Annotated in this window: 30 protein-coding genes; 24 read left to right on the top strand and 6 right to left on the bottom strand. The window is 65.2% G+C overall.

Annotated elements, in window-relative coordinates:
- Positions 1 to 88: 88 nt before the first annotated feature.
- From fghA to ACSSV4_RS08000, 5 genes are all read left to right on the top strand, one after another.
- Complete coding sequence (gene fghA / locus ACSSV4_RS08020; RefSeq protein WP_454274527.1) at positions 89 to 946, top strand: S-formylglutathione hydrolase; 858 nt, start codon at positions 89 to 91, stop codon at positions 944 to 946.
- A 178-nt stretch (positions 947 to 1,124) separates the two neighbouring features.
- Positions 1,125 to 2,927: a lanthanide-dependent methanol dehydrogenase XoxF5 gene (gene xoxF5 / locus ACSSV4_RS08015; RefSeq protein WP_454274517.1), complete on the top strand. Its 1,803-nt coding sequence runs from the start codon at positions 1,125 to 1,127 to the stop codon at positions 2,925 to 2,927.
- Positions 2,928 to 3,011: 84 nt separating this feature from the next.
- Positions 3,012 to 3,515, top strand: coding sequence for a c-type cytochrome, methanol metabolism-related (locus ACSSV4_RS08010; protein ID WP_454274516.1), 504 nt, complete (start codon positions 3,012 to 3,014; stop codon positions 3,513 to 3,515).
- A complete protein-coding gene (locus ACSSV4_RS08005) occupies positions 3,499 to 4,368 on the top strand; it encodes a substrate-binding domain-containing protein (protein WP_454274515.1) in 870 nt (289 codons plus the stop codon). The genes ACSSV4_RS08010 and ACSSV4_RS08005 overlap by 17 nt, the downstream gene beginning before the upstream one ends.
- Complete coding sequence (locus tag ACSSV4_RS08000) at positions 4,365 to 4,907, top strand: PQQ-dependent catabolism-associated CXXCW motif protein (protein WP_454274514.1); 543 nt, start codon at positions 4,365 to 4,367, stop codon at positions 4,905 to 4,907. Before ACSSV4_RS08005 ends, ACSSV4_RS08000 begins: the two co-directional genes overlap by 4 nt.
- A 49-nt stretch (positions 4,908 to 4,956) precedes the next feature.
- On the opposite strand, the gene ACSSV4_RS07995 is transcribed toward ACSSV4_RS08000, so the two are convergent.
- From ACSSV4_RS07995 to ACSSV4_RS07980, 4 genes are read right to left on the bottom strand one after another with little or no spacing between them, the layout of a single operon-like run.
- A complete protein-coding gene (locus ACSSV4_RS07995) occupies positions 4,957 to 5,763 on the bottom strand; it encodes a quinoprotein dehydrogenase-associated SoxYZ-like carrier (protein ID WP_454274513.1) in 807 nt (268 codons plus the stop codon).
- Entirely contained in the window at positions 5,760 to 6,725 is a 966-nt protein-coding gene (locus ACSSV4_RS07990; RefSeq protein WP_454274512.1) for a YncE family protein, read from the bottom strand. The genes ACSSV4_RS07995 and ACSSV4_RS07990 overlap by 4 nt, the downstream gene beginning before the upstream one ends.
- Positions 6,688 to 7,230 carry an SRPBCC family protein gene (locus tag ACSSV4_RS07985; RefSeq protein WP_454274511.1) on the bottom strand — a complete coding sequence of 181 codons (543 nt, stop codon included), beginning with the start codon at positions 7,228 to 7,230 and terminating at the stop codon, positions 6,688 to 6,690. The genes ACSSV4_RS07990 and ACSSV4_RS07985 overlap by 38 nt, the downstream gene beginning before the upstream one ends.
- Positions 7,227 to 7,715 (bottom strand): DUF3280 domain-containing protein, encoded by a 489-nt coding sequence (locus ACSSV4_RS07980; RefSeq protein ID WP_454274510.1) that lies wholly within the window; start codon positions 7,713 to 7,715, stop codon positions 7,227 to 7,229. The genes ACSSV4_RS07985 and ACSSV4_RS07980 overlap by 4 nt, the downstream gene beginning before the upstream one ends.
- Positions 7,716 to 7,874: 159 nt before the next feature.
- Between ACSSV4_RS07980 and ACSSV4_RS07975 the strand changes: the two genes are divergently transcribed.
- The 5 genes from ACSSV4_RS07975 (at position 7,875) to ACSSV4_RS07955 (ending at position 12,150) form a co-directional block, all read left to right on the top strand.
- Positions 7,875 to 9,062, top strand: coding sequence for an ABC transporter substrate-binding protein (locus tag ACSSV4_RS07975; RefSeq protein ID WP_454274509.1), 1,188 nt, complete (start codon positions 7,875 to 7,877; stop codon positions 9,060 to 9,062).
- 12 nt (positions 9,063 to 9,074) lie between these two features.
- Positions 9,075 to 10,046 (top strand): YVTN family beta-propeller repeat protein, encoded by a 972-nt coding sequence (locus ACSSV4_RS07970; RefSeq protein WP_454274508.1) that lies wholly within the window; start codon positions 9,075 to 9,077, stop codon positions 10,044 to 10,046.
- Between the two features lie 32 nt (positions 10,047 to 10,078).
- Entirely contained in the window at positions 10,079 to 10,516 is a 438-nt protein-coding gene (locus ACSSV4_RS07965) for a hypothetical protein (protein ID WP_454274507.1), read from the top strand.
- Between the two features lie 129 nt (positions 10,517 to 10,645).
- Positions 10,646 to 11,362, top strand: coding sequence for an ABC transporter ATP-binding protein (locus ACSSV4_RS07960; RefSeq protein WP_454274506.1), 717 nt, complete (start codon positions 10,646 to 10,648; stop codon positions 11,360 to 11,362).
- The gene (locus ACSSV4_RS07955; protein ID WP_454274505.1) at positions 11,359 to 12,150 is read left to right on the top strand and encodes an ABC transporter permease; all 792 of its coding nucleotides are present in this window, start codon (positions 11,359 to 11,361) and stop codon (positions 12,148 to 12,150) included. The genes ACSSV4_RS07960 and ACSSV4_RS07955 overlap by 4 nt, the downstream gene beginning before the upstream one ends.
- Before the next feature lie 5 nt (positions 12,151 to 12,155).
- Here ACSSV4_RS07955 and ACSSV4_RS07950 read toward each other — a convergent pair whose 3' ends face one another.
- Entirely contained in the window at positions 12,156 to 12,341 is a 186-nt protein-coding gene (locus ACSSV4_RS07950) for a hypothetical protein (protein ID WP_454274504.1), read from the bottom strand.
- Between the two features lie 148 nt (positions 12,342 to 12,489).
- On the opposite strand from ACSSV4_RS07950, the gene ACSSV4_RS07945 reads away from it, so the two are divergent.
- From ACSSV4_RS07945 to ACSSV4_RS07880, 14 genes are all read left to right on the top strand, one after another.
- The gene (locus ACSSV4_RS07945) at positions 12,490 to 14,076 is read left to right on the top strand and encodes a sensor histidine kinase (RefSeq protein WP_454274503.1); all 1,587 of its coding nucleotides are present in this window, start codon (positions 12,490 to 12,492) and stop codon (positions 14,074 to 14,076) included.
- Positions 14,077 to 14,087: 11 nt separating this feature from the next.
- Entirely contained in the window at positions 14,088 to 14,771 is a 684-nt protein-coding gene (locus tag ACSSV4_RS07940; protein ID WP_454274502.1) for a response regulator transcription factor, read from the top strand.
- A 108-nt stretch (positions 14,772 to 14,879) separates the two neighbouring features.
- Positions 14,880 to 14,978, top strand: coding sequence for a pyrroloquinoline quinone precursor peptide PqqA (gene pqqA / locus ACSSV4_RS07935; RefSeq protein WP_050662718.1), 99 nt, complete (start codon positions 14,880 to 14,882; stop codon positions 14,976 to 14,978).
- A gap of 22 nt (positions 14,979 to 15,000) precedes the next feature.
- Positions 15,001 to 15,897: a pyrroloquinoline quinone biosynthesis protein PqqB gene (gene pqqB, locus ACSSV4_RS07930; protein WP_454274501.1), complete on the top strand. Its 897-nt coding sequence runs from the start codon at positions 15,001 to 15,003 to the stop codon at positions 15,895 to 15,897.
- On the top strand, positions 15,894 to 16,643 hold the full coding sequence (pqqC, locus tag ACSSV4_RS07925) for a pyrroloquinoline-quinone synthase PqqC (RefSeq protein ID WP_454274500.1): 750 nt from the start codon (positions 15,894 to 15,896) through the stop codon (positions 16,641 to 16,643). Before pqqB ends, pqqC begins: the two co-directional genes overlap by 4 nt.
- Positions 16,643 to 16,918, top strand: a complete 276-nt coding sequence (pqqD, locus tag ACSSV4_RS07920) for a pyrroloquinoline quinone biosynthesis peptide chaperone PqqD (protein ID WP_454274499.1) — start codon at positions 16,643 to 16,645, stop codon at positions 16,916 to 16,918. Before pqqC ends, pqqD begins: the two co-directional genes overlap by 1 nt.
- Positions 16,915 to 18,027 (top strand): pyrroloquinoline quinone biosynthesis protein PqqE, encoded by a 1,113-nt coding sequence (pqqE, locus tag ACSSV4_RS07915; protein WP_454274498.1) that lies wholly within the window; start codon positions 16,915 to 16,917, stop codon positions 18,025 to 18,027. Before pqqD ends, pqqE begins: the two co-directional genes overlap by 4 nt.
- Positions 18,028 to 18,093: 66 nt before the next feature.
- Positions 18,094 to 18,573 carry a tRNA (N6-threonylcarbamoyladenosine(37)-N6)-methyltransferase TrmO gene (gene tsaA / locus ACSSV4_RS07910; RefSeq protein WP_454274497.1) on the top strand — a complete coding sequence of 160 codons (480 nt, stop codon included), beginning with the start codon at positions 18,094 to 18,096 and terminating at the stop codon, positions 18,571 to 18,573.
- 39 nt (positions 18,574 to 18,612) lie between these two features.
- Positions 18,613 to 19,614, top strand: coding sequence for an iron ABC transporter substrate-binding protein (locus ACSSV4_RS07905; RefSeq protein ID WP_454274496.1), 1,002 nt, complete (start codon positions 18,613 to 18,615; stop codon positions 19,612 to 19,614).
- The gene (locus ACSSV4_RS07900) at positions 19,611 to 20,609 is read left to right on the top strand and encodes a FecCD family ABC transporter permease (protein WP_454274495.1); all 999 of its coding nucleotides are present in this window, start codon (positions 19,611 to 19,613) and stop codon (positions 20,607 to 20,609) included. Before ACSSV4_RS07905 ends, ACSSV4_RS07900 begins: the two co-directional genes overlap by 4 nt.
- Complete coding sequence (locus tag ACSSV4_RS07895; protein ID WP_454274494.1) at positions 20,606 to 21,382, top strand: ABC transporter ATP-binding protein; 777 nt, start codon at positions 20,606 to 20,608, stop codon at positions 21,380 to 21,382. Before ACSSV4_RS07900 ends, ACSSV4_RS07895 begins: the two co-directional genes overlap by 4 nt.
- 75 nt (positions 21,383 to 21,457) lie before the next feature.
- Entirely contained in the window at positions 21,458 to 22,867 is a 1,410-nt protein-coding gene (cysS, locus tag ACSSV4_RS07890; RefSeq protein ID WP_454274493.1) for a cysteine--tRNA ligase, read from the top strand.
- 222 nt (positions 22,868 to 23,089) lie between these two features.
- A complete protein-coding gene (gene cimA / locus ACSSV4_RS07885; RefSeq protein WP_454274492.1) occupies positions 23,090 to 24,706 on the top strand; it encodes a citramalate synthase in 1,617 nt (538 codons plus the stop codon).
- On the top strand, positions 24,703 to 25,485 hold the full coding sequence (locus ACSSV4_RS07880; RefSeq protein ID WP_454274491.1) for a squalene/phytoene synthase family protein: 783 nt from the start codon (positions 24,703 to 24,705) through the stop codon (positions 25,483 to 25,485). The genes cimA and ACSSV4_RS07880 overlap by 4 nt, the downstream gene beginning before the upstream one ends.
- Positions 25,486 to 25,491: 6 nt before the next feature.
- On the opposite strand, the gene ACSSV4_RS07875 is transcribed toward ACSSV4_RS07880, so the two are convergent.
- Positions 25,492 to 26,970 carry an ABC transporter substrate-binding protein gene (locus ACSSV4_RS07875; RefSeq protein ID WP_454274490.1) on the bottom strand — a complete coding sequence of 493 codons (1,479 nt, stop codon included), beginning with the start codon at positions 26,968 to 26,970 and terminating at the stop codon, positions 25,492 to 25,494.
- Positions 26,971 to 26,995 lie beyond the last annotated feature (25 nt).

The following is a 26,995-nucleotide window of genomic DNA, read 5'->3' as shown; positions in this document are numbered from 1 at the left end:
ATGATCACCCACAAGCTGACGCTGGACCAGATCAACCACGGCTTCGAGCTGATGCACAAGGGCGAGTCGATCCGCGCCGTGGTGGAGTATTGACGTGACGCTGGAAGTGATCTCCGAGAATCGCAGTTTCGGCGGGGTTCAGGCGGTCTTCACGCACCGCTCGGAGGTGTGCGATTGCGACATGACCTTTGGCGCCTACCTGCCGCCGCAGGCCGAAGAGGGCCCGGTGCCGGTGCTGTGGTATCTGTCGGGGCTGACCTGCACCCATGAGAACGCCATGACCAAGGGCGGTTTTCAGGAACATGCGGCACGGCATGGGCTGGCGGTGATCTTTCCCGACACAAGCCCGCGCGGTGACGGTGTGGCCGATGACGACGCCTATGATCTGGGGCAAGGGGCGGGGTTCTATGTGAACGCCACCCGCGCGCCATGGGCCGGGCATTTCCGGATGTATGACTATGTGCTGAGCGAATTGCGCGACCTCGCGCTCGACGCGCTGCCGCTGGAGGATTGCCACGGCATCACGGGCCATTCGATGGGCGGGCACGGGGCGATCACGCTGGCGCTGCGCAACCCGGATGCCTTCAGCTCGCTGTCGGCCTTTGCGCCGATTGCGCACCCCGCGAATTCGGACTGGGGGCGCAAGCAGTTGGGGGCCTATCTGGGCGATGACGAAAGCGCCTGGGCGCTGCACGACTCGGTGTTGCTGATGCAACAGAACGGCTGGAAGGGTGATCTTCTTGTCGATCAGGGGATGAGCGACAATTTCCTCGATCTGCTGATGCCCGAGGCGTTGGCGGGTGCCATGGCCAAGCGACGGCAGGCCGGCGAGATCCGGCTTCAGGCGGGCTATGACCATTCCTATTTCTTCGTCAATTCCTTCGCCGGGGACCATGTCGAATGGCATGCGGAGAGGCTGACGCGATCTCATGCGGGGAGGCATTGAGACGGCGGAGCGTGACATCATCGCGAGCGGTACCAAAGACGGTCGCGACAACAGAATTTGCACCTGACGCGCTGGAGGAGAGACCGGTCGGCAGGGGCAAGACAGACGGCCTTCCTATGGTGGACCGGTCGTTCAAACCAGCGGCAATCCTGCCGCACCTCAGGGAGGAGGACCAGAAATGAGAAAGCTACCGCTTTTGACCTCTGGGATCGCCCTTTGCGTTGCCACAATGGCATCCGCAAATGATGATCTCATGACCCAGATGGACAACCCCAAGCAATGGGCGATCCAGACGGGTGACTATGCCAACCAGCGTTATTCCGAGCTTGACCAGATCAATGCCGACAACGTGGGCGACCTTCAGGTCGCGTGGACGTTCTCGACCGGTGTTCTGCGCGGGCACGAGGGCTCGCCGCTGGTGATCGGCGACACGATGTATGTGCACACGCCGTTCCCGAACATCGTCTACGCGCTCGATCTGGCCAACGAGGGCAAGATCAAGTGGAAATACGAGCCGCGCCAGGATCCCGAAGTGATCCCGGTGATGTGCTGTGACACGGTCAACCGTGGCGTGGCCTATGCGGATGGCAAGATCTTCCTGCACCAGGCCGATACCAAGATCGTCGCGCTCAATGCCGATACCGGTGCGGTCGAGTGGGAGGCCACCAACGGCGACCCCGCCAAGGGCGAGACCAACACCGCCACGGTGCTGCCGGTCAAGGACAAGATCATCGTCGGCATCTCGGGCGGCGAGTTCGGCGTGCAGGGTCATGTCACCGCCTATGACATGAAGACCGGCGAGCAGGTCTGGCGCGCCTATTCGGTGGGCCCGGACGATCAGCTTCTGTTCGATCCCGAAAAGACCACCTCGCTCGGCAAGCCCGTTGGTGCCGACAGCTCGCTCAAGAGCTGGGAAGGCGATCAGTGGAAGATCGGCGGCGGCACCACATGGGGCTGGTACTCGGCCGACATGGACGAGAACCTCTTCTACTACGGGTCCGGCAACCCCTCGACCTGGAACCCGGCGCAGCGCCCGGGCGACAACAAGTGGTCGATGACCATCTTCGCCCGTGACATCGACACCGGTGTGGCCAAATGGGTCTATCAAATGACGCCCCATGACGAATGGGACTATGATGGCGTCAACGAGATGATCCTGACCGAGCAGGAGATCGACGGCGAGGAGCGCAAGCTGCTGACCCATTTCGATCGTAACGGTCTGGGCTACACCCTGGACCGTGTGACGGGTGAATTGCTGGTGGCCGAGAAGTTCGACCCGGTGGTGAACTGGACCACGGGTGTCGACATGGACCCTGAGTCAGAGACCTATGGTCGTCCGGCAGTTGTGGCGGAGTATTCCACCGAGCAGAACGGCGAGGACGTGAACTCGACCGGGATCTGTCCTGCAGCCCTTGGGACCAAGGACCAGCAGCCCGCGTCCTATTCGCCCAAGACGGAAATGTTCTATGTGCCGACCAACCATGTGTGCATGGATTACGAGCCGTTCCGCGTGAGCTATACCGCCGGTCAGCCCTATGTCGGCGCCACATTGGCGATGTATCCCGCACCGGACAGCCATGGAGGCATGGGCAACTTCATCGCCTGGGACAATATCAACGGCGAGATCAAGTGGTCGATTCCCGAGCAGTTCTCGGTCTGGTCGGGTGCTCTGGCCACGGCGGGTGACATTGTCTTCTACGGCACGCTCGAAGGTCATCTCAAGGCGGTGCATGCCGAGACCGGGGAAGAGCTTTACCGCTTCAAGACCCCCTCGGGCATCATCGGCAACGTGATGACCTATGAGAGGGACGGCAAGCAGTATGTCGGCATCCTGTCGGGTGTCGGTGGTTGGGCCGGGATCGGCCTTGCGGCTGGCCTGACCAATCCCAATGACGGCCTTGGTGCCGTGGGCGGCTATGCCGCGCTGAGCGACTATACCGCTCTGGGTGGTCAGCTGACCGTCTTCGCCCTGCCGAACTGATCGCGTGCGATCAACGGCGTGACACTCTCCGGATTGGCGCGCGTGTCCCGCGTGCCAATCCGCCTGACATATCAGAGGAATTCCATGACCCCATTCCGCAGCCTCATCGCCACCGCTCTCGTCTCAGGTCTGGCCAGTGCCGCCGCCGCGCAGGCCACGGACGACAACGTCGCCGTCGCCTACGAAGAGAACGGCCGCTATTTCACGGCAGACGATATCCCCACGTACAACGTGGCCGAGGATGGCACTGTGGACTGGCTGACGTTTTCCGGTTTCCGGCGCTACCACTCGGAATGCCATGTCTGCCACGGCCCCGACGGCGAGGGATCGACCTACGCCCCCGCGCTCAAGAAATCCGCCGTGAACATGGATTACTACGACTTCTACAGCGTCGTCGTGAACGGGCGCGAGAACGGCAATTCCGTGATGCCGCATTTCGGCGACAACCGGAATGTCATGTGCTATCTCGACGACATCTATGTCTATCTCAAGGCGCGCGGCATGGATGCGGTGCCGCGCGGTCGGCCCGCGAAGAAAGAGGCCAAGTCGGACGCAATCCAAGAGGATGAAAATGACTGCATGGGCTGATCTTGCCCGGGGTGCGCGGCATGCGCGCCTGATCCCTGGCCTCGTCGTGGCATGGCTCGTGGCGGGGGTTGCCGCAGATGCGCAGGCGCAGACCTCGGATCTGGTGTCCGACAATGTGCTGCGGGTCTGCGCCGATCCGGCCAACCTGCCGATGTCGGGTAAGGACGAAAGCGGCTATGAGAATGCGCTGGCCAATCTGATCGCCGAAAAGCTGGGCGTGCCGGTCGAATATACCTGGTATCCGATGGCCACCGGTTTCATCCGCAATACCCTCAAGGCCAAGCGCTGCGATGTGGTGATGGGCTATGCGCAGGGCCATGAGCTGGTGCTCAACACCAACCATTATTTCACCTCGGTCTACGCGCTGATCGTGCCGAAGGACGGCCCGCTCGCCGGGGTGACCTCGCTGTCGGATGCGGGCCTGGCGGGGCAGCGCATCGGGATTGTCGCGGGCACGCCACCCTCGGCGCATCTGGCGCGGAACGGTCTGATCGCCAAGGCCCGGCCCTACAAGCTGTTTGTGGATCGCCGTCATGAAAGCCCCGCCGATGAAATGCTGGCCGATCTGGAGGCGGGAGAGATCGACGCCGCGATCCTCTGGGGGCCGCTGGGCGGCCCGCTGGTCAAGCAGGACCATCCGGGCCTGACCGTGATCCCGCTGGTCAACGAGGCGCATCCGCCGCGCCTGTTCTTCCGCATCACCATGGGCGTGCGGCAGGGCGAGAAGGTCTGGCAGCGCAAGCTCAACTCGTTGATTCGCCGTCATCAGGACGAGATCGACGCGCTGTTGCACGAGGCTGGCGTGCCGCTGGTGAATGACATGGGCACAGCGGTTCAAGAGCCCGAGGGATGAAACATGCACTGATCCTCGTGGCGCTGCTCGGGCTGTCGGTGACGGCGGTGGCGCAGACGGTGCGCGAGCCGGATGGCTACCGGATCGAACAGTATCGCGCGCCGGTGCCCGATAGCCTCACCGGCGGGCGGGTGCTTGATGCAGAGGCCGCGCATGAATTGTGGCAATCTGGCGAGGCGGCGTTCATCGACGTGCTGCCGCGCCCGCCCAAGCCCAAGAACCTGCCCGAGGGCACGATCTGGCGCGACAAGCCGCGCCACTCGATCCCCGGCGCGATCTGGCTGCCCAACGTGGGCTATGGCGAGATTGCCGAGGTGACGGCGGATTACTTTCGTCGCGGGCTCGAGAAGGCCACGAATGGCGACATGGATCATCCGGTGGTGATCTTTTGCCTGGCGGAGTGCTGGATGTCGTGGAACGCGGCCAAGCGGGCGCTGGAATACGGGTACGCGCAGGTTTACTGGATGCCCGATGGCACCGATGGCTGGACGTTTTACGACTATCCGACCGAAGAGGTCACGGCAGAGCCGGAGCCGTGAGTTTCATCTTGCCCTGAATATCCCCGCCGGCGGCATCGTGCATTTGCCCTCAATACCCCGGAAGCGTGGCCTGCGCGTGGCTGACCGTGCCGTCGGTATCGGTCATCGTGACGTCCACCGCCTGCGTGCGCCCGGGCACCGAGAGACTGACGCGGGGGTTTTCCGACAACGAGATGGAGCCGGTCATTTCCACGTAGCCGCCCCCGTCGACGGCGATATCGACCGTCTCCACATAGCGCAGCGGAATGAACAGCAGGCTGATCTGATCCATCTGGAGCCCCGAATGGCTGGGATGGCTGATCTCGACATCAACCTGCCGGTTGCGGGTGGCGAGCGCGGCGAGGCGGTCTTGTGCGCCTGCTGGCTCGGAAATGGCGATCCGCATCTGGCCGAGCGTGGCCAGCGCCGCCTCGGGGTCGGTGCCCGGCGGCGCGGCGCAGGCACCCTGACCGGAGGTCTTGACGAAGGTGTCGGCGACGTACAATTGCCCGTCCGTTGTCTCGCCCACCACATGCAGCGGCGTCGGTCCATTGATCCGCATGGTGACGTCGAAGGCAAAGCGCGCCTGCGGGTCCTTGAAGTCAAAGACCACCGAGACCGGCATCGGGTTGTCATCAAGGATCACCTCGACCTTGCCCCAGAGCCGCCCTGGCGGGGCCGCGAGCGTCGCCTTGACATGGGTGCGGGCGTCCTCTGACGTGCGGTAGGGGGTGTCGATGGCGATATGCTCCGTGCCGTCGAGCCGCGGGCGGGCGCCGTAGAGATCCTGCGCGAGGTCAGGCCAGACCGGCTCGGACGCGGCGGCGGGCAGGGCAAGTGCTGCCATGAGCGCGGCGGATAGGAGCGTATGTTTCATTCGTCATCCTCCGTGATGAACAGGCCAAAGGCGCGCGGCCCGTCGCCGGTCTCGATCTCGTCCACCACCTGCAATGTGGCCGCGTCGATCACGCTGACCGTGTTCGAGAACCAGTTTGCCACGACGATACGGGTGGTGTCATGCGTGGCGTCGATGCCTTCGGGATATTCGCCCACATCGAGGGTGGCGGTGTGGGTCAGGTCGTCGAGGGATATGACGCTGACGGTGTCGGCATATTGGTTGCTGACAAAGGCGCGGCCCTGCGCGAAGGCCACGCCATAGGGGCGCGCGCCCACGGGCACGGTGGCGAGAGTGTCGCCGGTAGTGGGGTCGAGAACGGTGACGTCATCGCTGCCGACATTGCCGACGAAGAGCCGCCCGTCGGGGGCGAAACGCAGGCCGAAGGGGCGGGTGCCGACCTGTGGCTGCGCGACAATGGCAAGGGTTTGGGCGTCAAAGATGGTGACCCGGTCGGCGTCCCGCTCGGCTGTGGCGAGGTGGCGGCCGTCATCGGAAAGGGCGATGCCCGCCGGGGCGGCGGCGGTTGCGAGGTCGCGCTGATGGGCGAGGGTTTGGTCGTCCAGCACCCAGAGCCGGGCGTTATACCAGTCCGAGACATAAAGCCGCCCGCGCACCGCGTCATGCGCCACGCCGATGGGGCCGCCCTCGAGCACGGTTTCAGCCAGTGTCGCCCCGGTTTCGGTGTCGAGGCGGCGGACGGTCTTGCTGTCGGGAGAGACGGTGTAGAGCGCCGCGCCGGTCACTGCCACGCCCGCCGGATTGCCGGGCAGGGGCCAGCGGGCGCGCTCGACCCCCCGGGCGAGGTCGATGACGCTGAGAACCTCGCCGTTCTGGCAGGTGACATAGGCGGTCTGTGCAAGGACCGGCCCGGTGAGGGCCAGCCCGAGGATCAGCGCGGCGGCCTCAAGAGCCCGGCGCACCGAACCGCTCGACCAGGGCATCGAGCCCTGCCTGATAGACGCCGGTCACGGCGGCGATGGCGGCGGCATCGTTGAGCTCTTCGGGCGGGTCGTTGTTGGGATAGCCGCGATAGAAGGCACCGCGCCATTCCACCAGCGACCCGCCGCCGTCGCGCGGCTTGACCGTGAGATGCGAGGAGTAGTTGGTCACCGGCAGAACCTCGACCTTCACCTCGGTGATGCGGTAGGAATAGCTCATCTTCTCGGTGCTGTATTTATAGAGCACCTCGTCGATGGTGGGGCCGCCTTCGCCGCCCAGAACCAGCTGCCGGGTCGCGTCGATGCTGTTGCCGCCCTGACCGGTCGATGAATGCACCGCCGGGTGCCAGGACATGTCCTGGAAATTGCCGATCGCGGCCCATACCTCTGCGGGGTCGGCGGCGACCTCAGCGGTGACGGTGACCTTTTGCCGGGTCGGGCCGTGTGCGAGCGCCAGTGACGGGATCGTCAGTGCCACTGCTGCCATCAGGAATAGACGTCTCTTCATTTCTCCTCCTCACGAAAAATGCGGTTCTTTAGGATATAGCGCATGCCGCGCTGCCAGCTTTCATCGGTGTTCGAGCGGATATCGACCACGCCGCCGCGCACCAGATCACCGGTCGCGGCGTCGCGCAGTTGCAGGTTCATGGCGAGGATCAGGTTCGAGACCTTCTGCACCTCGCCCACGAGCGAGAAATCGGCACCGAGGTCGGTCGCCATGCGGGTGTCGCAGCCATAGCATTTGGCGGGGTTCACGATGCGGTCGAGGTCGGTTTGCACGGGGGCTATATCAACCAGATCGTAGCCTTCGGCAAGGAATCGGTCGCGCACGATCTCTTCCAGCATGGCGAGCCGGGCGGCCTGTGCCGGGTCCTCGCCCTCCACCTCGCCTTGCAGGGAGTCGTCGAGCAGGGTGAGGCCGAAAAACGCTACTTTCTCGCCTGCGGTCGCAGCCGAGGCGAATCCAAGAAACAGCAGTGTTATCAACCTCATGGTACGCTCTTATAAAATAAGAATAGAGCCATAGTTTGGGCCTGCTAAGGTGATTCCAGCAACACGGCCAAAGGTAGCGGTTTCGTCCCAGGCGGTCTTCACGGCAGCTTGGGACACAGGGAACCGGCATCGAAAAAAGGCCGGGCAAGGGAGGATACCGTGCTGAAATATGCTCAGGCGCTGCTGGCGTCGCTTACCTTCTGTTTCTGGGCCGGGTCCGCTCTGGCGGTTGATGTGCGCGCAGCGGTGCTGCGGGTGGATTATCCCACGCTGTTGCCGGTGTCACGCCATGACTTGCGGGCCGAGGATATCGGCTTTGCCGGGGCGGCGCTGGCGGATGAGGACAATGGCACCACGGGCAGTTTCATGGGCCATACCTATGAGACGCTGACGCGGGCTGTGCCGCCCGAGGGGGCCGATGCGGCGCTGGAGGAATTGCTGGGCGACGGTATTCGCCTGATCGTGGTGCAGGCGGGTGCCGAGGATCTGTTGCGCCTGTCGGAGCGCGCGGCGGAGGACGGCGCGCTGGTGCTGAATGCGGCCACGCCGGACACCGGCCTGCGCGACGATCAGTGCCGCGCCAACCTGCTGCATATCGCGCCGTCCAATCAGATGATGGCCGATGCGGTGGCGCAATTCGCGGTCTGGAAGAAATGGGGCGACTGGCTGCTCATCGAGGGGTCGAACCCCGCCGACATGGCGCTTGGGCAAGCGTTTCGCCGGGCGGCAGCCAAGTTCGGGGCCGAGATCGTCGAGGAACGCACCTTCGAGGATACCGGCGGCAGTCGCCGGACGGATTCCGGCCATGTGCTGGTGCAGCGGCAATTGCCGACCTTCATGCAGGGGGCCGAGGATCATGACATCGTGATCACTGCGGATGCGACCGACTATTTCGCCAATTACCTGCCCTACCATCTGTGGACGCCGCGCCCGGTGATGGGGTCGGGGGGGCTGAAACCCGTCACCATGCACGGCGCGCATGAGGCCTGGGGCGCGACGCAGTTCCAGACCCGGTTCGAGGAGCTGACCCGACGCAAGGTCACCTCGGAGGATTACAATGTCTGGCTGGCGCTACGGGTGGTGGGCGAGGCGGTGACGCGCACGAGTTCCGCCGAGCCGGAGGCGATCCGCGACTATGCGCTGTCGGACGCCTTTGAGCTGGCGGCGTTCAAGGGGCAGAAGGTGACGTTTCGCCAATGGAACGGTCAGATGCGGCAGCCGATCCTGCTGTACGACGGGCGCATCACCGTGAGCGTCAGCCCGCAGGAGGGCTTTCTGCATCAACGCTCGCCGCTCGACACGATGGGGCTGGATCAGCCCGAATCTCAATGCACAGCCTTTAACTGAACGGAGACAGGTATGAAAACGCTGCTACTCTCAACGGCGCTTGTTGCGCTCAGCCTCTCGCCCGCGCTGGCCGGCAAGGCGTTCATATCGAACGAGCGGGGCAATACGATCACGGTCGTGGATACCGACACATGGGAGGTGCTGACCGAGTTCGATGGCGGCAACCGCCCGCGCGGCATCATCGTCAGCCCGGATGGCAAGAAGCTCTATGTCTGCGCGTCGGATGACAATCTGGTGCGGGTGTTCGACACCGAGACCTACGAGGAATTGCCGAGCCTGCCGTCGGGGCCCGACCCGGAGCTGTTCACCATCGAGAAAAGCGGCAAGCGGCTTTATATCGCCAATGAAGATGACAACCTTGTCACCGTGACCGATACCGAGACGCGCGAGGTGCTGGCCGAGGTGCCGGTCGGCGTGGAGCCCGAGGGGATGGGGATCAGCCCCGACGGAAAATTCGTGGTCAATACGTCCGAGACCACGAACATGGCGCATTTCATTTCCACCGAGGATTACAAGATCAAATATAACGTGCTGGTCGATCAGCGCCCGCGCTATGCGCAATACACGGCGGATGGCACGCGGCTATACGTATCGTCGGAGATTGGCGGCACCGTCACGGTGATGGATATCGCCGAGGATGGCGCGCCGACGGTGGTGGGCAAGCTCACCTTCGAGGTGCCCAATGTGCAGCCCGAATGGCTGCAACCGGTAGGGGTGAAGGTGACCGAGGATGGCAGCCGCGTCTTTGTCGCGCTCGGGCCTGCGAACCGGGTGGCGGTCGTGGATGGCGAGAGCCTGGAGGTGCTGGATTACATCCTCGTGGGGCAGCGCGTCTGGCAGCTCGATTTCACGCCGGACCAGAAATACTTGCTGAGCACGAACGGCAATTCCAACGACATCACCGTGATCGACGTGGCCGCCGAAAAGGCGATCCGGTCGGTGCAGGTGGGTCAGGCGCCCTGGGGCGTGGCGATCATCGACTGACGAAAATTGAGTGATAAAAAGGGAGACTGACAATGAAACGACTGGTAACGGCTTTTTGCCTGGCCTTTGTGGGGGCCCCCGTGGCCGCAGCACCGCTGTGTGACGATTTCGGCTTTGCCGGGCTCTTGGCCAAGTGCAACCGGGGCGAGGTGATCGAACTGACGCTCGGCTCCGGTGTGCCGCTGGGCGAGGATCGCACGCTGGAATCCGGGGCCTATTACGAGATGGAGATCACCTCGGACGGCTCTGCCGAGCTGGCGCTGTCGGGGCCGGATTTCTTTCGCGCGATCTGGATGGACGAGATCGTGATCAACGATATCGAGATCCGCCCGATGGCGGTGGACAGTTTCGAATTCGACGACGGCGGCACGCTGGAATTTTCCTTTATCGCGATCAAGCCGGGGCGGCATGTGCTGCGCATCCCGGGCTCGACCGGCGAGAGCCAGATGGTGACGTTTACCATTCAGTAACGGAGGCGGGTGCCTCTGCTTCGACTAGCGTCAGGGCTCTGACGGGCGGGGCGCGGGATAATCCCGCGCCCCGCGCTTGTGCCGACGCGACTGGACGGGCAGGGTGCGTGTAACCAGGAGAGGGACAGGATGGCCGAACTTGAGGTGCGCGATCTGAGTTTTCGCTATGGCGCGAAACAGGCGCTGGATCACGTGTCCTTCGCGCTGCCCGAGGGCACGTTCTGCGCGCTGCTTGGCCCCAATGGCGCGGGCAAGTCGACGCTGGTCTCGCTGCTGACACGGCTCTTGGTGTCGCCCGAGGGGCAGGTGGTGGTGGCGGGCCACGACATGGCGCGCGCGCCGCGCCGCGCGCTGGCGCATCTGGGCGTGGTGTTTCAGCAGCCGACGCTCGATCTGAACCTGACGGTGCGGCAGAACATGCGCTACTTCGCAGCATTGCACGGGCTGCCGCGCACGGGGCTGGATGGGCGGATCGACGCGGCGCTCGACCGGCTGGGCATGGCCGAACGGGCGGGGGAGAAGGCGGCGGATCTCAATGGCGGGCACCGGCGGCGGATGGAACTGGCGCGGGCGCTGTTGCACCGTCCACGCGTTTTGCTGCTGGATGAGCCGACCGTGGGCCTTGATGCCGCCGCGCGGGCGGCGATCGTGGGGCATGTGCATGATCTGGCGCGTGACGGGCTGTGCGTGCTGTGGACGACGCATCTGACCGACGAGGTGCGTGATGGCGATCACCTGCTGGTGCTGCATCGGGGCCGTATTCTCGCGGATGGCACGACGCGGGATATTCGCGGAGAGATGCCGCTGTCGGACTGGTTCCTGAGCCGGACGGAGGTGGTGGCATGAGCGGGCTATGGGGCGTTGCGCGGGCGATCATGGGGCGCGAATTCCTGCGTTTCGTGCATCAGCGCGAGCGGTTCTTGGCGGCGCTGGTGCGCCCGCTGGTGTGGCTGCTGGTCTTTGCGGCGGGGTTTCGCGCGGCGCTTGGCCTGTCGATCATCCCGCCCTATCAGACCTATATCACCTACGAGACCTATATCGTGCCGGGGCTCTGTGCGATGGTGCTGTTGTTCAACGGCATGCAAAGCTCGCTCAGCCTGGTCTATGACCGCGAGATGGGGTCGATGCGGCTGTTGCTCACAAGCCCCTATCCGCGCGGCTGGCTGCTGTTTTGCCGGCTGTTCGGGGCGACGCTGATCTCGGTTTTGCAGGTCTATGCGTTCCTAGGGATTGCGGCGCTGTTCGAGATCACCATGCCTGTCTGGGGCTATGTGGCGGTGTTGCCGGGTCTGATTCTGGGCGGCCTGATGCTGGGCGCGCTCGGGTTGGTGTTGTCGAGTTTCATCAAGCAGCTGGAGAATTTCGCGGGGGTGATGAATTTCGTCATCTTCCCGATGTTTTTCCTGTCCTCGGCGCTCTATCCGCTGTGGAAGATGCGCGAAAGTTCGGAGCTTTTGCACGATATCTGCGCGTTCAACCCGTTCACCCATGTGGTCGAGTTGATCCGCTTCCTGCTTTACTTGCAGATGAACTGGCAGGCGCTCGCCTGGGTCGTGGGATCGACCGCGTTGCTGGGGGCGGTCGCGCTCTGGGCCTATGATCCGTCGCGGGCGCTGATGAAGCGCAAGGGGTGAGCGGCTCAGGACAGGCGGCTGCATCGCCAGCGGTGGATGCGCAAATCGGGGTGGCTTTCCATCCAGCGGGCGAGTTCGGGTTGGGCCGCGCGCAGGCAGGCGGCGGGGGACATGTCGCCGAGGATGAGGCGGTGGTCCTCGCATTTTGCCGGGGCGGCGGCCATGCAGGTGACAAAGAGCAACTGGATCATGCGGCGTCCTTTCTCGCTTGCGTCCATCCTCCCTTGGCTCAGTCTAGCGCCGTGTGCCGCGATTGCACGCCCGGAGACGCGGATCCGCGCAAACCTGTTGCTTTTGCGCGCCGCAGGCCGGATTTTTCGGCATGAAAGGGAGGTGCGGGTGCGTCTGAGACAGACCGAATCGCTCAAGGCGAAACTGGGGATCGGCGCGGCGCTCTTGGGGGGTGTCACGCTGGTGCTGGCGGCGATCCTCTATCTGGGGATGACGCGGGTCGCAGACCGGCTGGAGGCGGCGCTGGCCACCGAGACGCGGATGGCGCGCTACTCCACCCTGTCGCGCGAAGCGTCGACATTCATCGTCATTGCCACCGAGACGGTACAGACCGAACAGCCGCCCGAGGTGCGCGCCGACCGGCTGGAACCGGTGTCGGAGGCGATGGCGCGGACATTCACCCTGTTGCGATCCGATCTGGAAAAGGCGGTAGAGGAAGCGCGCGCATTGGGCCTCGACGCGCAATCGCGCCAGGCGACGCAATCGCTGGGGCTGGCGCGGATGGAGGCGCTGCTGGAAAACACGCTGCGGGCTCTGCGCGGGCCCGAGCGCGACCGTGACCGGCTGCGCGCCTATATTGACAGTTTTGCCAGCGGGTTCGATCCGCTGCTCAATCAGGCGGTCAATACCGAGATCATCCTGCGGGGCGAGGTGCTGGCCGGGATCGAGCGGCTGCGCGCGCGGCTGAGCCGGATCGCGATTGTCACCGGCATCGTGAGCCTTTTGCTGGTGGCCGGGTTCTACCTGTTGCTGATCCGTCCGCAATTTCGCCGTCTCGACCGGCTGCGCCGGGCCGCGCGCGAGATCGGGCAGGAGAATTTCGCCGTCGCGCTGCCGGAGGGCGGGCGCGACGAGATCGGGCTGCTTTACGCCGAGACGGACCGCATGGCGCGGGCATTGGCCGAGCGGCGGGACGCGGTGCAGGCGGAGTGGGACCGGCTGAACGAGACCATCGCGCAGCGTACCGAGGCGTTGCGCGCGGCCAATACCCGGCTGGAGGAGATCGACGAGAACCGCCGCCGGTTCTTTGCCGATATCAGCCATGAATTGCGCACGCCGCTGACGGTGATCCTGATGGAGGCGCAGATCGGGCGGCAGGGCGGGGAGGGGACCGCAGAGGCCTTTGCCACCATCGAGGCGCGCGCGGCGCGGCTCAACCGGCGGATCGACGATCTGTTGCGCGTGGCGCGGTCGGAGACCGGGCAACTGGCGCTTGATCCCGTCGCGGTGCCGCTGGAGCGGATCGCGGCGGAGACGGTCGAGGAGGTGCAGGCGGAGATCGACACAGCAGGGCTGACCCTGGAGGCTGGCGAGATACCGGCGGTGGCGGTCATCTGCGATCCCAACTGGGCGCGGCAGGTGATCGTCGGGCTGGTGCGCAACGCGATCACCCATGCCCGCGAGGGCGGTGCGCTGCGGCTTGCGGCGGAGGTGGACGCGCAGGGTGCGGGTCTCACGCTGACGGATAATGGCCCCGGTATTGCGCCCGATGCGCAGGCGCGGGTGTTCGAGCGGTTCGAGCAGGCGGGGCGCGGCCGTGGGCAGGGGTTTGGCATCGGTCTCGCGCTGGCGAAATGGGTGGTCGAGGCGCAGGGCGGGCAGATCGCGTTGATCAGCCCGGTGCCGCGCGAGGCGGCCCTGGGCGATGCACCCGGTACCAAGATATCGGTTCGCCTGCCGCGCGGATCAGTTTAGGCTCTGGCCCCATGAGCAAACAGTTGTTGATCGTCGAGGATGACCCGGAAATCACCTCGGCCCTGATGCGGGGGCTGGCGCTGCATGGCTATGAGGCCGAGGCCGAGAACCGCGCGGGCCGGGCCTTGGCACGGCTGGAGCGGGGGCGGTTTTCCTGTGCCATCGTGGATGTGATGCTGGGCACCGATAGCGGGCTCACGCTGGTGCGCAAGGCGCGGGAGCGGGGCCTGACCCTGCCGATTCTGATGCTGTCGGCGCTGTCGGACGTAGAGGACCGCGCGGCCGGGCTGGAGGCGGGGGCCGATGATTATGTGGTCAAGCCGTTTTCGTTTGACGAGTTGGTGGCGCGGCTGAGGGTTCAGGAATCGCGCGCCGATCATCGCCATCCCGTCGCGGCCACGCTCTGCCCGCGCGAGCGGGTGCTGTGCCGGGGCGGGGATGCGGTGACGCTGACCGAGCGGGAATATGCGCTTTTGGCGCTGCTCATCGACCATGGCGGCACGCCACAACCGCGCCACGCGATCTTTGACGCGCTCTGGGCCGCCGAGGGTTCGGCCAGTGAAAACGTGGTGGATGTGTATATCGGGTATCTGCGGCGCAAGCTGGCTGAGGGTGATTTTGGTTTCGAGATCAGAACGATACGCAGCAAGGGTTTTTGTATCGAGGGCACCGCGCCGCACACGGGCCCCCCTTGATGCCGACCAAAGTCTGCATATCTCTTATAAAATAAGAGTCGCCCGACTACGAGTGATCTGGCAGTCTGATACTGTCAAAACGACACATAAACGAGGAGGACCACTGTCATGGCATGGACCAAACCAACGCTCCGCGAAATCGAGTGCGGCATGGAAATCAACATGTACGGCCCGGAATTCGAAGACGACCGCGAAGTACTGTTCTGAAACGAGGGCGCGCGCGACGACTATGACTTTCCGCGCGCGCATACTCGGGGCGGCTGCCGGTGGTGGCCTGCCGCAATGGAATTGCGGCTGTCCCAACTGTAACCTCGCGCGAGCGGGGGACATCCCCGCTCAGACGCAGTCGTCACTGGCCGTGACGGCAGATGGTGCGACTTGGGCAATTCTCAATGCCTCTCCTGATATCCGGGAGCAGCTTGCGCGTGCCCCGTCTCTCCATCCAAGTGGGCTGCGCGAGCTGCCCCTTGCGTCCGTGCTTGTGACCAATGGTGACATTGATCATGTGGCGGGGCTTTTGACGCTGCGCGAGATGCAGGCGTTCACGCTGTTTGCGACGCTGGGCATTCATGAGGTGCTGGACGCCAATCCGATTTTCGACGCGCTGAACCGTTCGGTCGTGGACCGGGCGGCGATTGTGCTCGATACGCCGTTCGATCTGGTGCCGGGGTTGGAGGCCACGCTGTTTGCCGTGCCGGGCAAGGTGCCGCTCTATATGGAGGCGGGCGAGGTTCAGACCGATCTCGTGGGCGAGCAGACCGTGGGCGTGGAATTGCGCATCGGCGAGACGCGGGTCTACTACATCCCCGGCTGCGCGATGCTGACTGAAGGCCTTGCTACGCGTCTGGCAGGCGCGGATGCGGTGTTTTTCGACGGCACGCTCTGGCGCGACGACGAGATGCGGCGCGCAGGTCTGGGCGAGAAGACCGGCAAGCGCATGGGCCATATGTCGATGAGCGGGGCGGATGGCACCATCGCCGCCTTTGCCGGGCTTACCATCGGGCAGAAGGTTTTTGTGCACATGAACAACACCAATCCCGTCCTGCGCCCTGGCTCGATTGAGCGCGCCGAGGCCGAGGCGGCGGGATGGATCATTGGGCAGGATGGAATGGAGATCACGGCATGACCCCGTCGAAAGAGGAGTTCGAGGCACGGCTGCGGCAGATCGGGGCGGAGCGGTATCACGACCGGCACCCGTTTCACGCGATGTTGCATGGCGGCGATTGCAGCCCCGATCAGGTGCGCGCCTGGGTGATCAACCGGTATTACTATCAGCATTCGATCCCGATGAAGGACGCGGCCTTCATGAGCCGGGTCGAGGATCCCGATCTGCGGCGCATCTGGCGCTCGCGGATCGAGGATCATGACGGCACGGACACCAACGAGGGCGGCATTCGCCGCTGGCTGCGGCTGGCCGAGGCGGTGGGGCTCGACCCCGATTACGTGGCCTCTTGCCAGGGGGTGCTGCCCGCCACGCGCTTTGCCGTCGATGCCTATGTGCGGTTTGTGCGCGACAAGACTCTGCTGGAGGCGGTCGCCGCCTCGCTGACCGAGCTCTTCGCGCCCAAGATCCATGCGCAGCGCATCGAGGGGCTTTTGCAGAATTACGAGTTTGCCGATGACAGTTCGCTGTCCTATTTCCGAAATCGGTTGAAGGAGGCGCCTAAGGATGTGGCGTTCGGGTTGCAATGGGTGCTGGATCATGCCGATACCGCCGAAAAACAGGATGCCGCCGCCGCCGCGCTGATTTTCAAGACCGATGTGCTGTGGTCGCAGCTTGATGCGCTTTACGGGGCCTATGTGGACCCCGCCCGCATTCCTCCCGGCGCGTGGCAGCCCGGTGAGGGGCTGCTGATGCAGAGGGCGTCGTGATGAAACCTGCCGATATCCCCGCCCTGCCGCGCGGCGTGCGGCTGCATTTCGACCGCGTGCGCGAGACCTGGGTGCTGCTGGCCCCCGAGCGTGCGCTGACGCTGGATGCGGTGGGACATGCGATCCTGTCCGAGGTCGACGGGCAGCGCAGTTTCGGAGAGATCACGCAGATGCTGGCCGAGAAATACGAGGCGCCGCCCGAGCAGATCGCCCAAGACAGCGCAGGGTTTCTCTCGGCCTTGCGCGACCGTCGGTTTCTGGACGTGACTGCATGACCCAAATCAATCCGCCCATCGCCATGTTGGCCGAGTTGACGCATCGCTGTCCGCTGTCGTGCCCCTATTGCTCGAACCCGCTGGAACTGACCCGGCAGGAGAGTGAACTGGACACGGCGACATGGGTGGATGTGTTCCGGCAGGCGGCCGATCTGGGGGTGTTGCAACTGCATCTCTCCGGTGGCGAGCCGGCCTCGCGCCGGGATCTGACAGAGCTGGTTGCGGGGGCGCGCGATGCAGGGCTTTATACCAATCTCATCACCTCGGGCATCGGCCTGACCGAGCGTCGGTTGCGCGAACTGGACGAGGCGGGACTGGATCATGTGCAGCTATCGTTGCAGGGCACCGACCCGGCCATGGCCGACGAGATCGGCGGCTATCGCGGTGGCTTTGCCCGCAAGATGCAGGTGGCCGAATGGATCGGCGCGATCGGCTTTCCGCTGACGCTGAACGCGGTGCTGCACCGGCGCAACCTGCATCAATTGCCGCGCGCCATCGAGATGGCCGAGGAGATGGGCGCGCGCCGGATCGAGGTGGCGACGGTGCAATTCCACGGCTGGGCGCTGGAAAACCGGGATGCGCTGATGCCGACGCGCGAACAGGCGCGCGAGGCGACACGGCTGGTGGCCGAGGCGCGGGCGCGTCTGAAAGGGCGGCTGGTGATCGACTATGTGCCCGCCGATTATCACGAAGACCTGCCCAAGCGCTGCATGGGCGGCTGGGGCAGCAGCGGCCTAAACGTCATTCCCGACGGGCAGGTGTTGCCCTGCCACGCGGCCCAGAGCATCCCGCATCTGAGCTTTGACAACGTGACCGAGCGGCCCCTGCGGGAGATCTGGTCCGAGGGCGCGGCCTTCAACGCCTATCGCGGCACCGACTGGATGCAGGAGCCTTGCCGGAGTTGCGAGCGCAAGGAGATCGACTTTGGCGGCTGCCGCTGTCAGGCGATGGCGATCCTGGGCGATCCGAATGCGACCGATCCGGTCTGCGTGAAATCGCCCCATCACGGCGTCTTGCAGGCCAGTGCCGATGCGCATGCCACGCGCGATGACGCGGCGCTGGTCTATCGCGTCTCGCCGGAGCGGAGGAAGGTCACCACGCCCGGCTGAACGCGCGCCTCTTGCGATATCCGCGTGGCGGGGTACATCTAGGGAACCAAGCAAGGGGGGCAGGGCATGGAGGCACGGTTACGCGCAGGCGAGCGGCTCACCGAGTTGCCGGATGACAGCGACGCGCAGCTCTATTTCATCGGTCGCATCCGCACCCCCTGGACGCGGCGCGAGGATTGCCCGCGACAGGGCCGTCTCGATGGCCCCGACTGCCGGATCGAGGTTTTCGAACCCTGGCACGCCGCCCTGGAGGGGATCGGGGCCTATGCGCATCTGGAAATCCTCTATTGGCTGGATCGGTCGCGCCGCGATCTGGTGCGGCAGAACCCCAAGGGCGATGGCACCCGTTATTTCGGCACCTTCGCCCTGCGCTCGCCGCAGCGGCCCAACCCCATTGGCACCTCGCAGGTGCGGCTGCTGACGGTGGAGCCGGGGGCGCTGGTGGTGCGCGGGCTCGATTGTCTCAACGGCACGCCGCTGATCGACATCAAGCCTGACCGCTGCGAATTCACCCCCAAGGCCCCGCCGAACCCGGCCGATGGATGAGGGGTGGATCGCATGCGATTGATATTATTTATTTTAATGATGATAACGGGACCGGTGGCAGCGCGCGAGGTGACCGACAGCGCGGGCCGCGTGGTCACGGTGCCCGAGCGGGTCGAGCGGGTCTTTGCCGCCGGTCCGCCCGCCGCGATCCTGCTCTATATCCTCAAGCCCGAGGCGATGACCGGCTGGCCGCGCGCGCCGCATGAGTATGAACGGCCCTATCTGGCCGCGCCCTGGCGCGACCTGCCCGAAACCGGGCGGCTGACGGGGCGCGGCGGCGAGGCCAATCTGGAGCGGGTGTTGCAGATCGCGCCCGATCTCATCCTCGATTTCGGCTCGGTGCGGGGCACATATGCCGATCTTGCGGATCGCACGCAGGCGCAGACCGGCATTCCCTATGTGCTGATCGACGGGCGGTTCGAGAACACGCCCGCCGCGCTGCGCCTTCTGGGCGATATCCTCGGCGTGCCCGAGCGGGCGGAGCGTCTGGCCGCCCATGTCGAGAGTGTCTTTGCCCGGATCGACGCGATCCTCACGGAGGTGCCCGAGGAGGCCCGCCCGCGCGTCTATCTCGCACGTGGCCCCGAGGGGCTGGAGACCGGCATGAAAGGCTCGATCAACACCGAGATCATCGAGCGCGCGGGCGGGCGCAACGTGGCCGATGACGGGGGCGCCACGCGCGGCCTTGTCCGGGCCGGGGTGGAGCAGCTGATCGTCGCCAACCCGGAAATCATCGTGACATGGGATCGCAATTTTTTTGGTGCGGTGTTCGACGATCCGCTCTGGCAGGGCATCGAGGCGGTGCGCGAGGGGCGCGTGCATCTTGCCCCCACGGCCCCTTTCGGCTGGATCGACCGGCCGCCCTCGCTCAACCGGATGATGGGGCTCATGTGGATGGCGGGGCTGCTTTACCCCGACCGCTGGCAGGGCGATCTGCGCGCCGAGACGCGGGCCTTTTACGAGCTATATTACCACGTGCGCCTTGACGAGCTGGCGCTGGAGAGGCTGCTGGAATGGGCCGAGGGACGACCGCCCGAATGACCATGCCGCCGCTGGCGTGGAGCCTGACCACGGGCCTTTGCGCCGGGGTGCTGGCGCTGTGCTTCGCAGCCCTCATGATCGGCCCCTATGGCCTCTCGCCGGGAGAGGTGCTGACGGCGCTCATGGGGCGTGGCGAGGCGCAGGCGCAGATCGTGGTGTGGAACATCCGCCTGCCGCGGATCGGCGCGGCGCTCCTGGTGGGGGCCGCATTGGCGGCGGCGGGGGCAAGCTATCAGGCGCTTTTCCGCAATCCGCTGGTGTCGCCGGACATCCTCGGGGTCTCTGCCGGGGCCGGGCTGGGGGCCGTGGCGGGTATCTTCCTGTCACTGCCGGTGGCGGCGATACAGGGCGCGGCCTTTGCGGGCGGCATGGCGGCGGTGGGGGTCGTCACGCTTGTGGCGGGGCTGGTGCGCAACACCGACCGCACGCTGACGCTGGTGCTGATTGGCGTGGTCGTGGGCGCATTGGCCGGGGCGGCGACCTCGCTTCTGAAGGTGCTGGCCGATCCTTATGACCAATTGCCCGCGATCACCTTCTGGCTGCTGGGTTCGCTCGCCTCGGTGACCTCGGCGGATATTCTGCCCGCTCTGCCCGCCGTGGCCCTTGGCCTTGTGCCGCTGGTGCTGTTGCGCTGGCGGATCAACGTGCTGTCGCTGGGCGATGAAGAGGCGCGCGCGCTGGGCGTCGAGGCGGGGCGCACACGGTTTCTGGTGATCGCGGCGGCGACGCTGATCACGGCGAGCGTGACGGCGCTGGCTGGCGTTGTGGGCTGGGTCGGCCTCGTCATCCCGCATATCGCGCGGATGCTGGTGGGGCCGGGGTTCGGGCGTCTGCTGCCCACCTCGGTGCTGATCGGGGCGGGCTATCTGCTGGTGGTGGACACCGCCGCGCGCAGCATCGCGGCCATCGAGGTGCCCTTGGGCATCCTCACGGCGGTGATCGGCGCGCCGTTCTTCGTCTGGCTGCTGGCGCGCGGGCGGCGCGGCTGGTCATGAGGCTCGAGGCGCGGGACCTCTCCATCGGCTACGGGCGCGAGGTGGTGGGCCGCGGTTTGGGCCTTGCCGTGACACCGGGCCGGGTGACGTGCCTGCTGGGGCCGAACGGCTGCGGCAAAACCACGCTTTTCCGCACGCTTCTGGGCCTCTTGCCGCCGCTTTCGGGCGAGGTGCTGCTGGGCGGTGCGCCGATCACCCGGCTGAGGCGGGCCGAGATCGCGCGGCGCATCGCCTATGTGCCGCAGGCCCATGCGCCGCCCTTTCCGTTCGAGACGCTGGAGGTGGTGATGATGGGGCGCACCGCGCGGCTGGGGACCTTCGCGCAGCCCGGCGCGGCGGACCGGGCGGCGGCGCAGGCGGCGCTCGACCGGCTGGGGATCGGTGATCTGGCGGCGCGCGACTATTCGCGCCTCTCGGGCGGGCAGCGGCAGTTGGTGCTGATCGCGCGGGCGCTGGCGCAGGCGGCCCCGCTCATCGTGATGGACGAGCCGACCGCGAGCCTCGATTTCGGCAATCAGGCGCAGGTTCTGGCGCAGATCGCGGGGCTGGCGGCTGAGGCCGGGCAGGGCGTGATCCTGTCGACGCATGATCCCGATCAGGCCTTCGCGCTCGGCGCCGATGTGGTGCTGATGAGCGCGGGGCGGATCATCGGCAGTGGCGCTGCCGAGACGGTGCTGAGCGGTGCCGCGCTGAGCCGGGTCTATGGCCTGCCGGTCGCGGTGGAGATGACGGAAAGCGGGCGGCGCGTCTGTCTGCCCGCGCTGCGCGGCTGACCGGCGCGGCTTTTGCGTGTTTTCAACGCGGCGCGAAGTTGCTAAGCCCGCGCAGGACAGGCGCAAGAGGCGAAGATGACCACGATCAAGCTGCACAACACCCGCACCCGCAAAAAAGAGGTGTTCGCGCCTCTCGATCCCGAGAATGTGCGGATGTATGTCTGTGGGCCGACGGTCTATGACCGGGCGCATCTGGGCAATGCGCGGCCCGTGGTGGTGTTCGACGTGCTCTACCGGCTGCTGCGGCATGTCTATGGGCCGGAGCACGTGACCTATGTGCGCAATTTTACGGATGTGGACGACAAGATCAACGCACGGGCGGCGGAGAGCGGGCGCGCGATTGGCGAGATCACGGCCGAGACGACGCAATGGTTTCTGGATGACATGGCGGAACTGGGCGCTTTGGAGCCCAACCACATGCCGCGCGCCACGCAATATATCCCGCAGATGGTGGCGATGATCGAGCGGTTGATCGCCAAGGGGCACGCCTACGCCGCCGAGGGCCATGTGCTCTTCGCCGTGGACTCGTGGCGTGAGGGCTATGGTAAGCTGTCGGGGCGCACGGTCGATGACATGATCGCGGGCGCGCGGGTCGAGGTCGCGCCGTATAAACGCAATCCAATGGATTTCGTTTTGTGGAAGCCGTCGGATGAGGGGCAGCCGGGATGGGAGAGCCCTTGGGGGCGGGGCCGTCCGGGCTGGCATATCGAATGCTCGGCGATGGCATATGAATTGCTGGGCGAGAGTTTCGACATCCACGGCGGCGGCAACGATTTGATGTTCCCGCACCACGAGAACGAGATCGCCCAAAGCTGCTGCGCCCATCCCGACGGGGAGTTTGCGAAGGTCTGGCTGCATAACGAGATGCTGCAGGTCGAGGGCAAGAAGATGTCCAAATCCTTGGGCAATTTCTTTACGGTGCGGGATTTGCTGGATCAGGGGATACCGGGGGAGGTGATCCGGTTCGTGTTCCTGAGCACGCATTACCGCAAGCCGATGGACTGGACGGCGGAGAAGGCGCGTGAGGCGGAAAGCGAGTTGTTTGGTTGGGCACTCCAGACAACTGAAATGGAACCAAGCAAAAACGTACCAGATGAGATAGTTGAGCCTCTATGCAATGACCTAAATACGCACGGCTGTATTACGGCGCTTCGTACACTTTCAAAACAGGGAAGATACTCGGACTTGAAAGCCGGCCTTGGATTTCTTGGATTCGATCTCAAGGCTGATGAAAGTTCACTGAAAGCGTTCGAAAGGTTGTCAATTAGCGAAGAAAACAAACCTTTGATTGAAGATTTGATACAAATAAGGGCCGAAGCCAGATCAAAAAAGGACTTTGATACCGCAGACAAAATTCGAGACGGTCTAAAAGAAGCTGGCGTGTCAATTACCGACGATCCTGACGGAGGTATAACTTACAAGGTCGAGTCAGACTTCAACCCCGCCAAGCTGCAGGGGTTGATAGAAGAGGATTTGTGGGAATGACCCTGGCAGCAAAAAAGGGCATTGCCGCCGCCGCGCAGTGCCCGAACGCGGGTGGGCGCTGCCGCGTTGTGAGTGGGGCACTTTATGGTTCAGTCACATCCGATGCCGGAGCAGCAGGCAAGCGTTGCAGAAGCGCCCGCCCTGGGGGCGGTCGGGCGCTGCGCGGCGGTGTCTACGGCACCTTGATTCCGCGCGGGGGACGTGCCGAGACGGGGACGCAGAATGGCTAAGGAACGCCTTTACCTCTACGACACCACCCTGCGCGACGGGCAGCAGACCCAGGGCGTCAGCTTTTCCACGCCCGAGAAAATCCAGATCGCGGAGGCGCTCGACCGGCTGGGCGTGGACTATATCGAGGGTGGCTGGCCCGGCGCGAACCCCACCGACAGCGCCTTTTTCGACGCCGTACCGCAGACCCGCGCGACGCTGACCGCCTTCGGCATGACCAAGCGCGCCGGGCGCTCGGCGGAGAACGATGACGTTCTGGCAGCGGTGATGAATGCCGGGACCAAGGCCGTCTGCCTCGTCGGCAAGACCCATGATTTCCACGTCACTCAGGCCCTTGGCATCACGCTCGACGAGAATGTCGAGAACATCGCCAGATCGGTTGCGCATCTGGTCGGGCAGGGGCGCGAGGCGCTGTTCGATGCCGAGCATTTCTTTGACGGCTACTGTGCCAATCCCGAATACGCGCTGGAGTGCCTGCGCGCGGCCTATGAGGGGGGCGCGCGGTGGGTCGTGCTGTGCGATACCAATGGCGGCACCCTGCCCACCGAGATCGGGCGCATTGTGGGCGAGGTCATCGCGGCGGGCATCCCCGGCGACCGTCTGGGCATCCACACCCATGACGACACGGAAAATGCCGTGGCAGGGAGCCTCGCCGCCGTCGATGCGGGCGCGCGGCAGGTGCAGGGCACATTGAACGGGCTGGGCGAGCGCTGTGGCAATGCCAACCTGACCACGCTCATTCCGACGCTGATGCTGAAGCCGCCCTATGCCGAGGCCTACGAGTTCGGGGTGAGCCGCGAGGCGCTGAAAAGCCTCACGGCGGTGAGTCGGCAGTTGGATGAAATCCTCAACCGCGTGCCGCTGAGGCAGGCAGCCTATGTCGGCGCCTCCGCCTTTGCCCACAAGGCAGGGCTGCACGCGAGCGCGATCCTGAAGGACCCAAGCACCTACGAGCATATCGACCCCGAGACCGTGGGCAATGCGCGCATCATCCCGATGTCCAATCAGGCCGGGCAATCGAACCTGCGCCGCCGTCTGGCGGAGGCGGGGATCGAGGTGGCACCGGGCGATGCGCGGCTGGCGCGGCTCTTGGAGGTCATCAAGGAGCGCGAGGATCAGGGCTATACCTATGACAGCGCGCAGGCGAGCTTCGAGATCCTCGCCCGCAAGGAACTGGGGCAGATGCCGCAATTCTTCGAGGTCAAGCGCTACAAGGTCACGGTGGAGCGGCGCAAGAACAAGTATGACCGCATGGTGAGCCTGTCGGAGGCGATGGTGGTGGTCAAGGTGGATGGTGTGAAGAAGCTGTCGGTCTCCGAGTCGATGGATGCCGAGGGCCATGACCGTGGCCCGGTCAACGCGCTGGCGCGGGCACTGGCCAAGGATCTCGGCCCCTATCAGGAGCAGATCGCCGACATGCATCTGGTGGATTTCAAGGTGCGCATCACCCAAGGCGGCACCGAGGCGGTGACGCGGGTCATCATCGACAGTCAGGACAGCGCCGGGCGACGCTGGTCGACGGTGGGGGTCAGCCCCAATATCGTCGATGCCAGCTTCGAGGCGCTGCTCGATGCGATCAACTGGAAGCTGGTGCATGAGGGGGCGGTGTGAGCGTTGCGTTCGACGCCGATCTGACCGCCTGTGCCGATCTGGTGCGCCGCGCCGATCCCGCGCGGTTTCAGGCGGCGATGGCGGCGCCGGTCGCGGCGCGCGTGGTGCTATTTCCGCTCTATGCCTTCAATGTCGAGGTGGCGCGCGCGCCCTGGGTCACGTCCGAGCCGATGATCGCCGAGATGCGGCTGCAATGGTGGGTCGAGGCGCTGGAGGAGATCCGCGCGGGCGATGCGGTGCGGCTGCACGAGGTGGTCAGTAGGCTGGCGCGGGTGCTGGATGCGGAAGGGGCCGCGTTGCTGATTGACCTGATCGAGGCGCGGCGGTGGGATATCGAGCGCGCGCCGTTCGAGGACGAGGCAGATTTTATTCGCTATATCGAGGCCACATCGGGCAACCTGATCCGCGCGGCGACGCGGGCGCTTGGCCCCGCAGACGACGAGGTGCTGCGCGACGCAGGCTTTGCGCTTGGCCTTGCCAACTGGTTCCGCGCCATCCCCGCACTGGAGGCGGCGGGGCGCAAGCCCTTGCCCGACGGACGCCCCGAGGCGGTGCGGGACCTCGCTGCCGAAGGCTTGCGGCGGCTGGCGCGGGCGCGGGCGGGGCGCGTGCGCGTGTCGTCCGCGGCGGCCCCGGCCCTTTTTCCGTTGTGGGAGACGGGGCCGGTCCTGCGCGCGGCGATGCGTCGCCCGGCATCGGTCGCCGAAGGCACGCTCGAGCCGGCCCCGGCGCGCAGCAGGCTCGGCCTCATGCTGCGGGCGATGACGGGGCGCTGGTAGCGGCGTTCACTCCACCACCGCGACCAGATGCCAGCGCAGCGCGTCATTGGGCACCGGGTCGAAATGCGTGACCCGGTTCGACAACACCACCAGCTGCGTGACGTGGAACGGGATCAGCGTGCCCGAGGTCATGGCAAGATAGTCCTGCGCCTTGACGTAGAGCGCGCGCCGCTTGGCGAAATTGAGCTCGGCGCGGGCTGATTCCAGCAACCGGTCGAATTCGGGGTTGGAATAATGGGTCTCATTCCACTTGGCCGAAGAATGGAACGCCTCGTTCAGCGCCTGATCGGCGGGGCGCTCGCCCCAGCTGGTGGTGAAGGCCGGTTTCTTCATCCACACCGTTGACCAGTAGCCATCGGCGGCGGCATTGACGACATTGACCCGGATCCCGGCCTCGGCGGCCTGCTCCTGATAGGTGACGCCGATCACCGGCCAGCTTGGATCGAGCGAGGAGACATAGACATCCACGTCGATGCCGTCGTGCAGCCCGGCCTCCGCGAGCAGGTCGCGCGCGCGGTCGGGATCGGGCGGGCAGCGCATTTCGGCGCGGTACTGATCATTGGGCGCAACCGGCGTGTCGCAGGAAATCACGCCGCCGCCGTCAAGTGCGAGATCGAGCATTTCATCCCGATCCACCACGAGGCGCAGGGCCTGCCGCACGCGCGGATCATCGAACGGCTCGATATCGGTGCGAAAGGCCAGCCCCATCCAGTTGCCGGTGGGGATTTCCAGCAACTGATAACGCAAGGATTTGTCGAGCGCGCGGCGCAGCACCGGAGCGATGCCGCGCTCCATGTCCAACTGACCGCTGAGAAACGCCTGAAGCCGCGCCTGCGCGTCGGGCACGCCGATCACTTCGATCCGGGCAAGCGCGGGTGGGCCTTCCCAGTAGTCCTCATAGGCGGTCAGCACGGTGATCCCGTCGGGGTCGAATTTCTCGACCTTGAAAGGGCCGGTGCCGATGCCGGTGCGGTCCACAATGTCACCCGAGCCTTCTGGGATGATGCGCAGGCGCGGGTCCATCAATTGCAACGGCAGATCTGCAAAGGTCGACTCAAGCCGCATCCGCACGGTCAGCGGGCCGGTGGCCTCGACATGTTCGATCATCTTGACCGCGGCGCGCGCCGGGCTGCCATAGTCAGGATCGATCACGCGGGAGATCGAATAGACCACGTCATCGGCATCGAGCGTGCTGCCATCATGAAACCGCACGCCCTCGCGAATCTGAAAGGTCCAGACCGTGCCGTCCTCGTTGGGGGCCCAGCTTGTGGCGAGATCGGGCGCGGGCTTGCCACCGCGCCCGGGCCGCACCAGCCGGCTCTGGATCTTCTCGATGATCTGGAGCACCCGGCCCTTGGAGGCAGGATCGAGGCTCGACTGCGCGCCGAAGCCCACGTTATGGGCGTGGCGAAAGGTGCCGCTCGGCGCGGCGAGCGCCGGTGCGCAGAGCAGCGCGAGGCAAAAGGCGATCAGGATCGGCCGCATGTGGTCTCCTGTCCGGTGCGTGACA

The organism is Roseovarius sp. MBR-154 (genome assembly GCF_053628595.1).
This window is presented reverse-complemented; position numbering and strand designations above follow the sequence as displayed.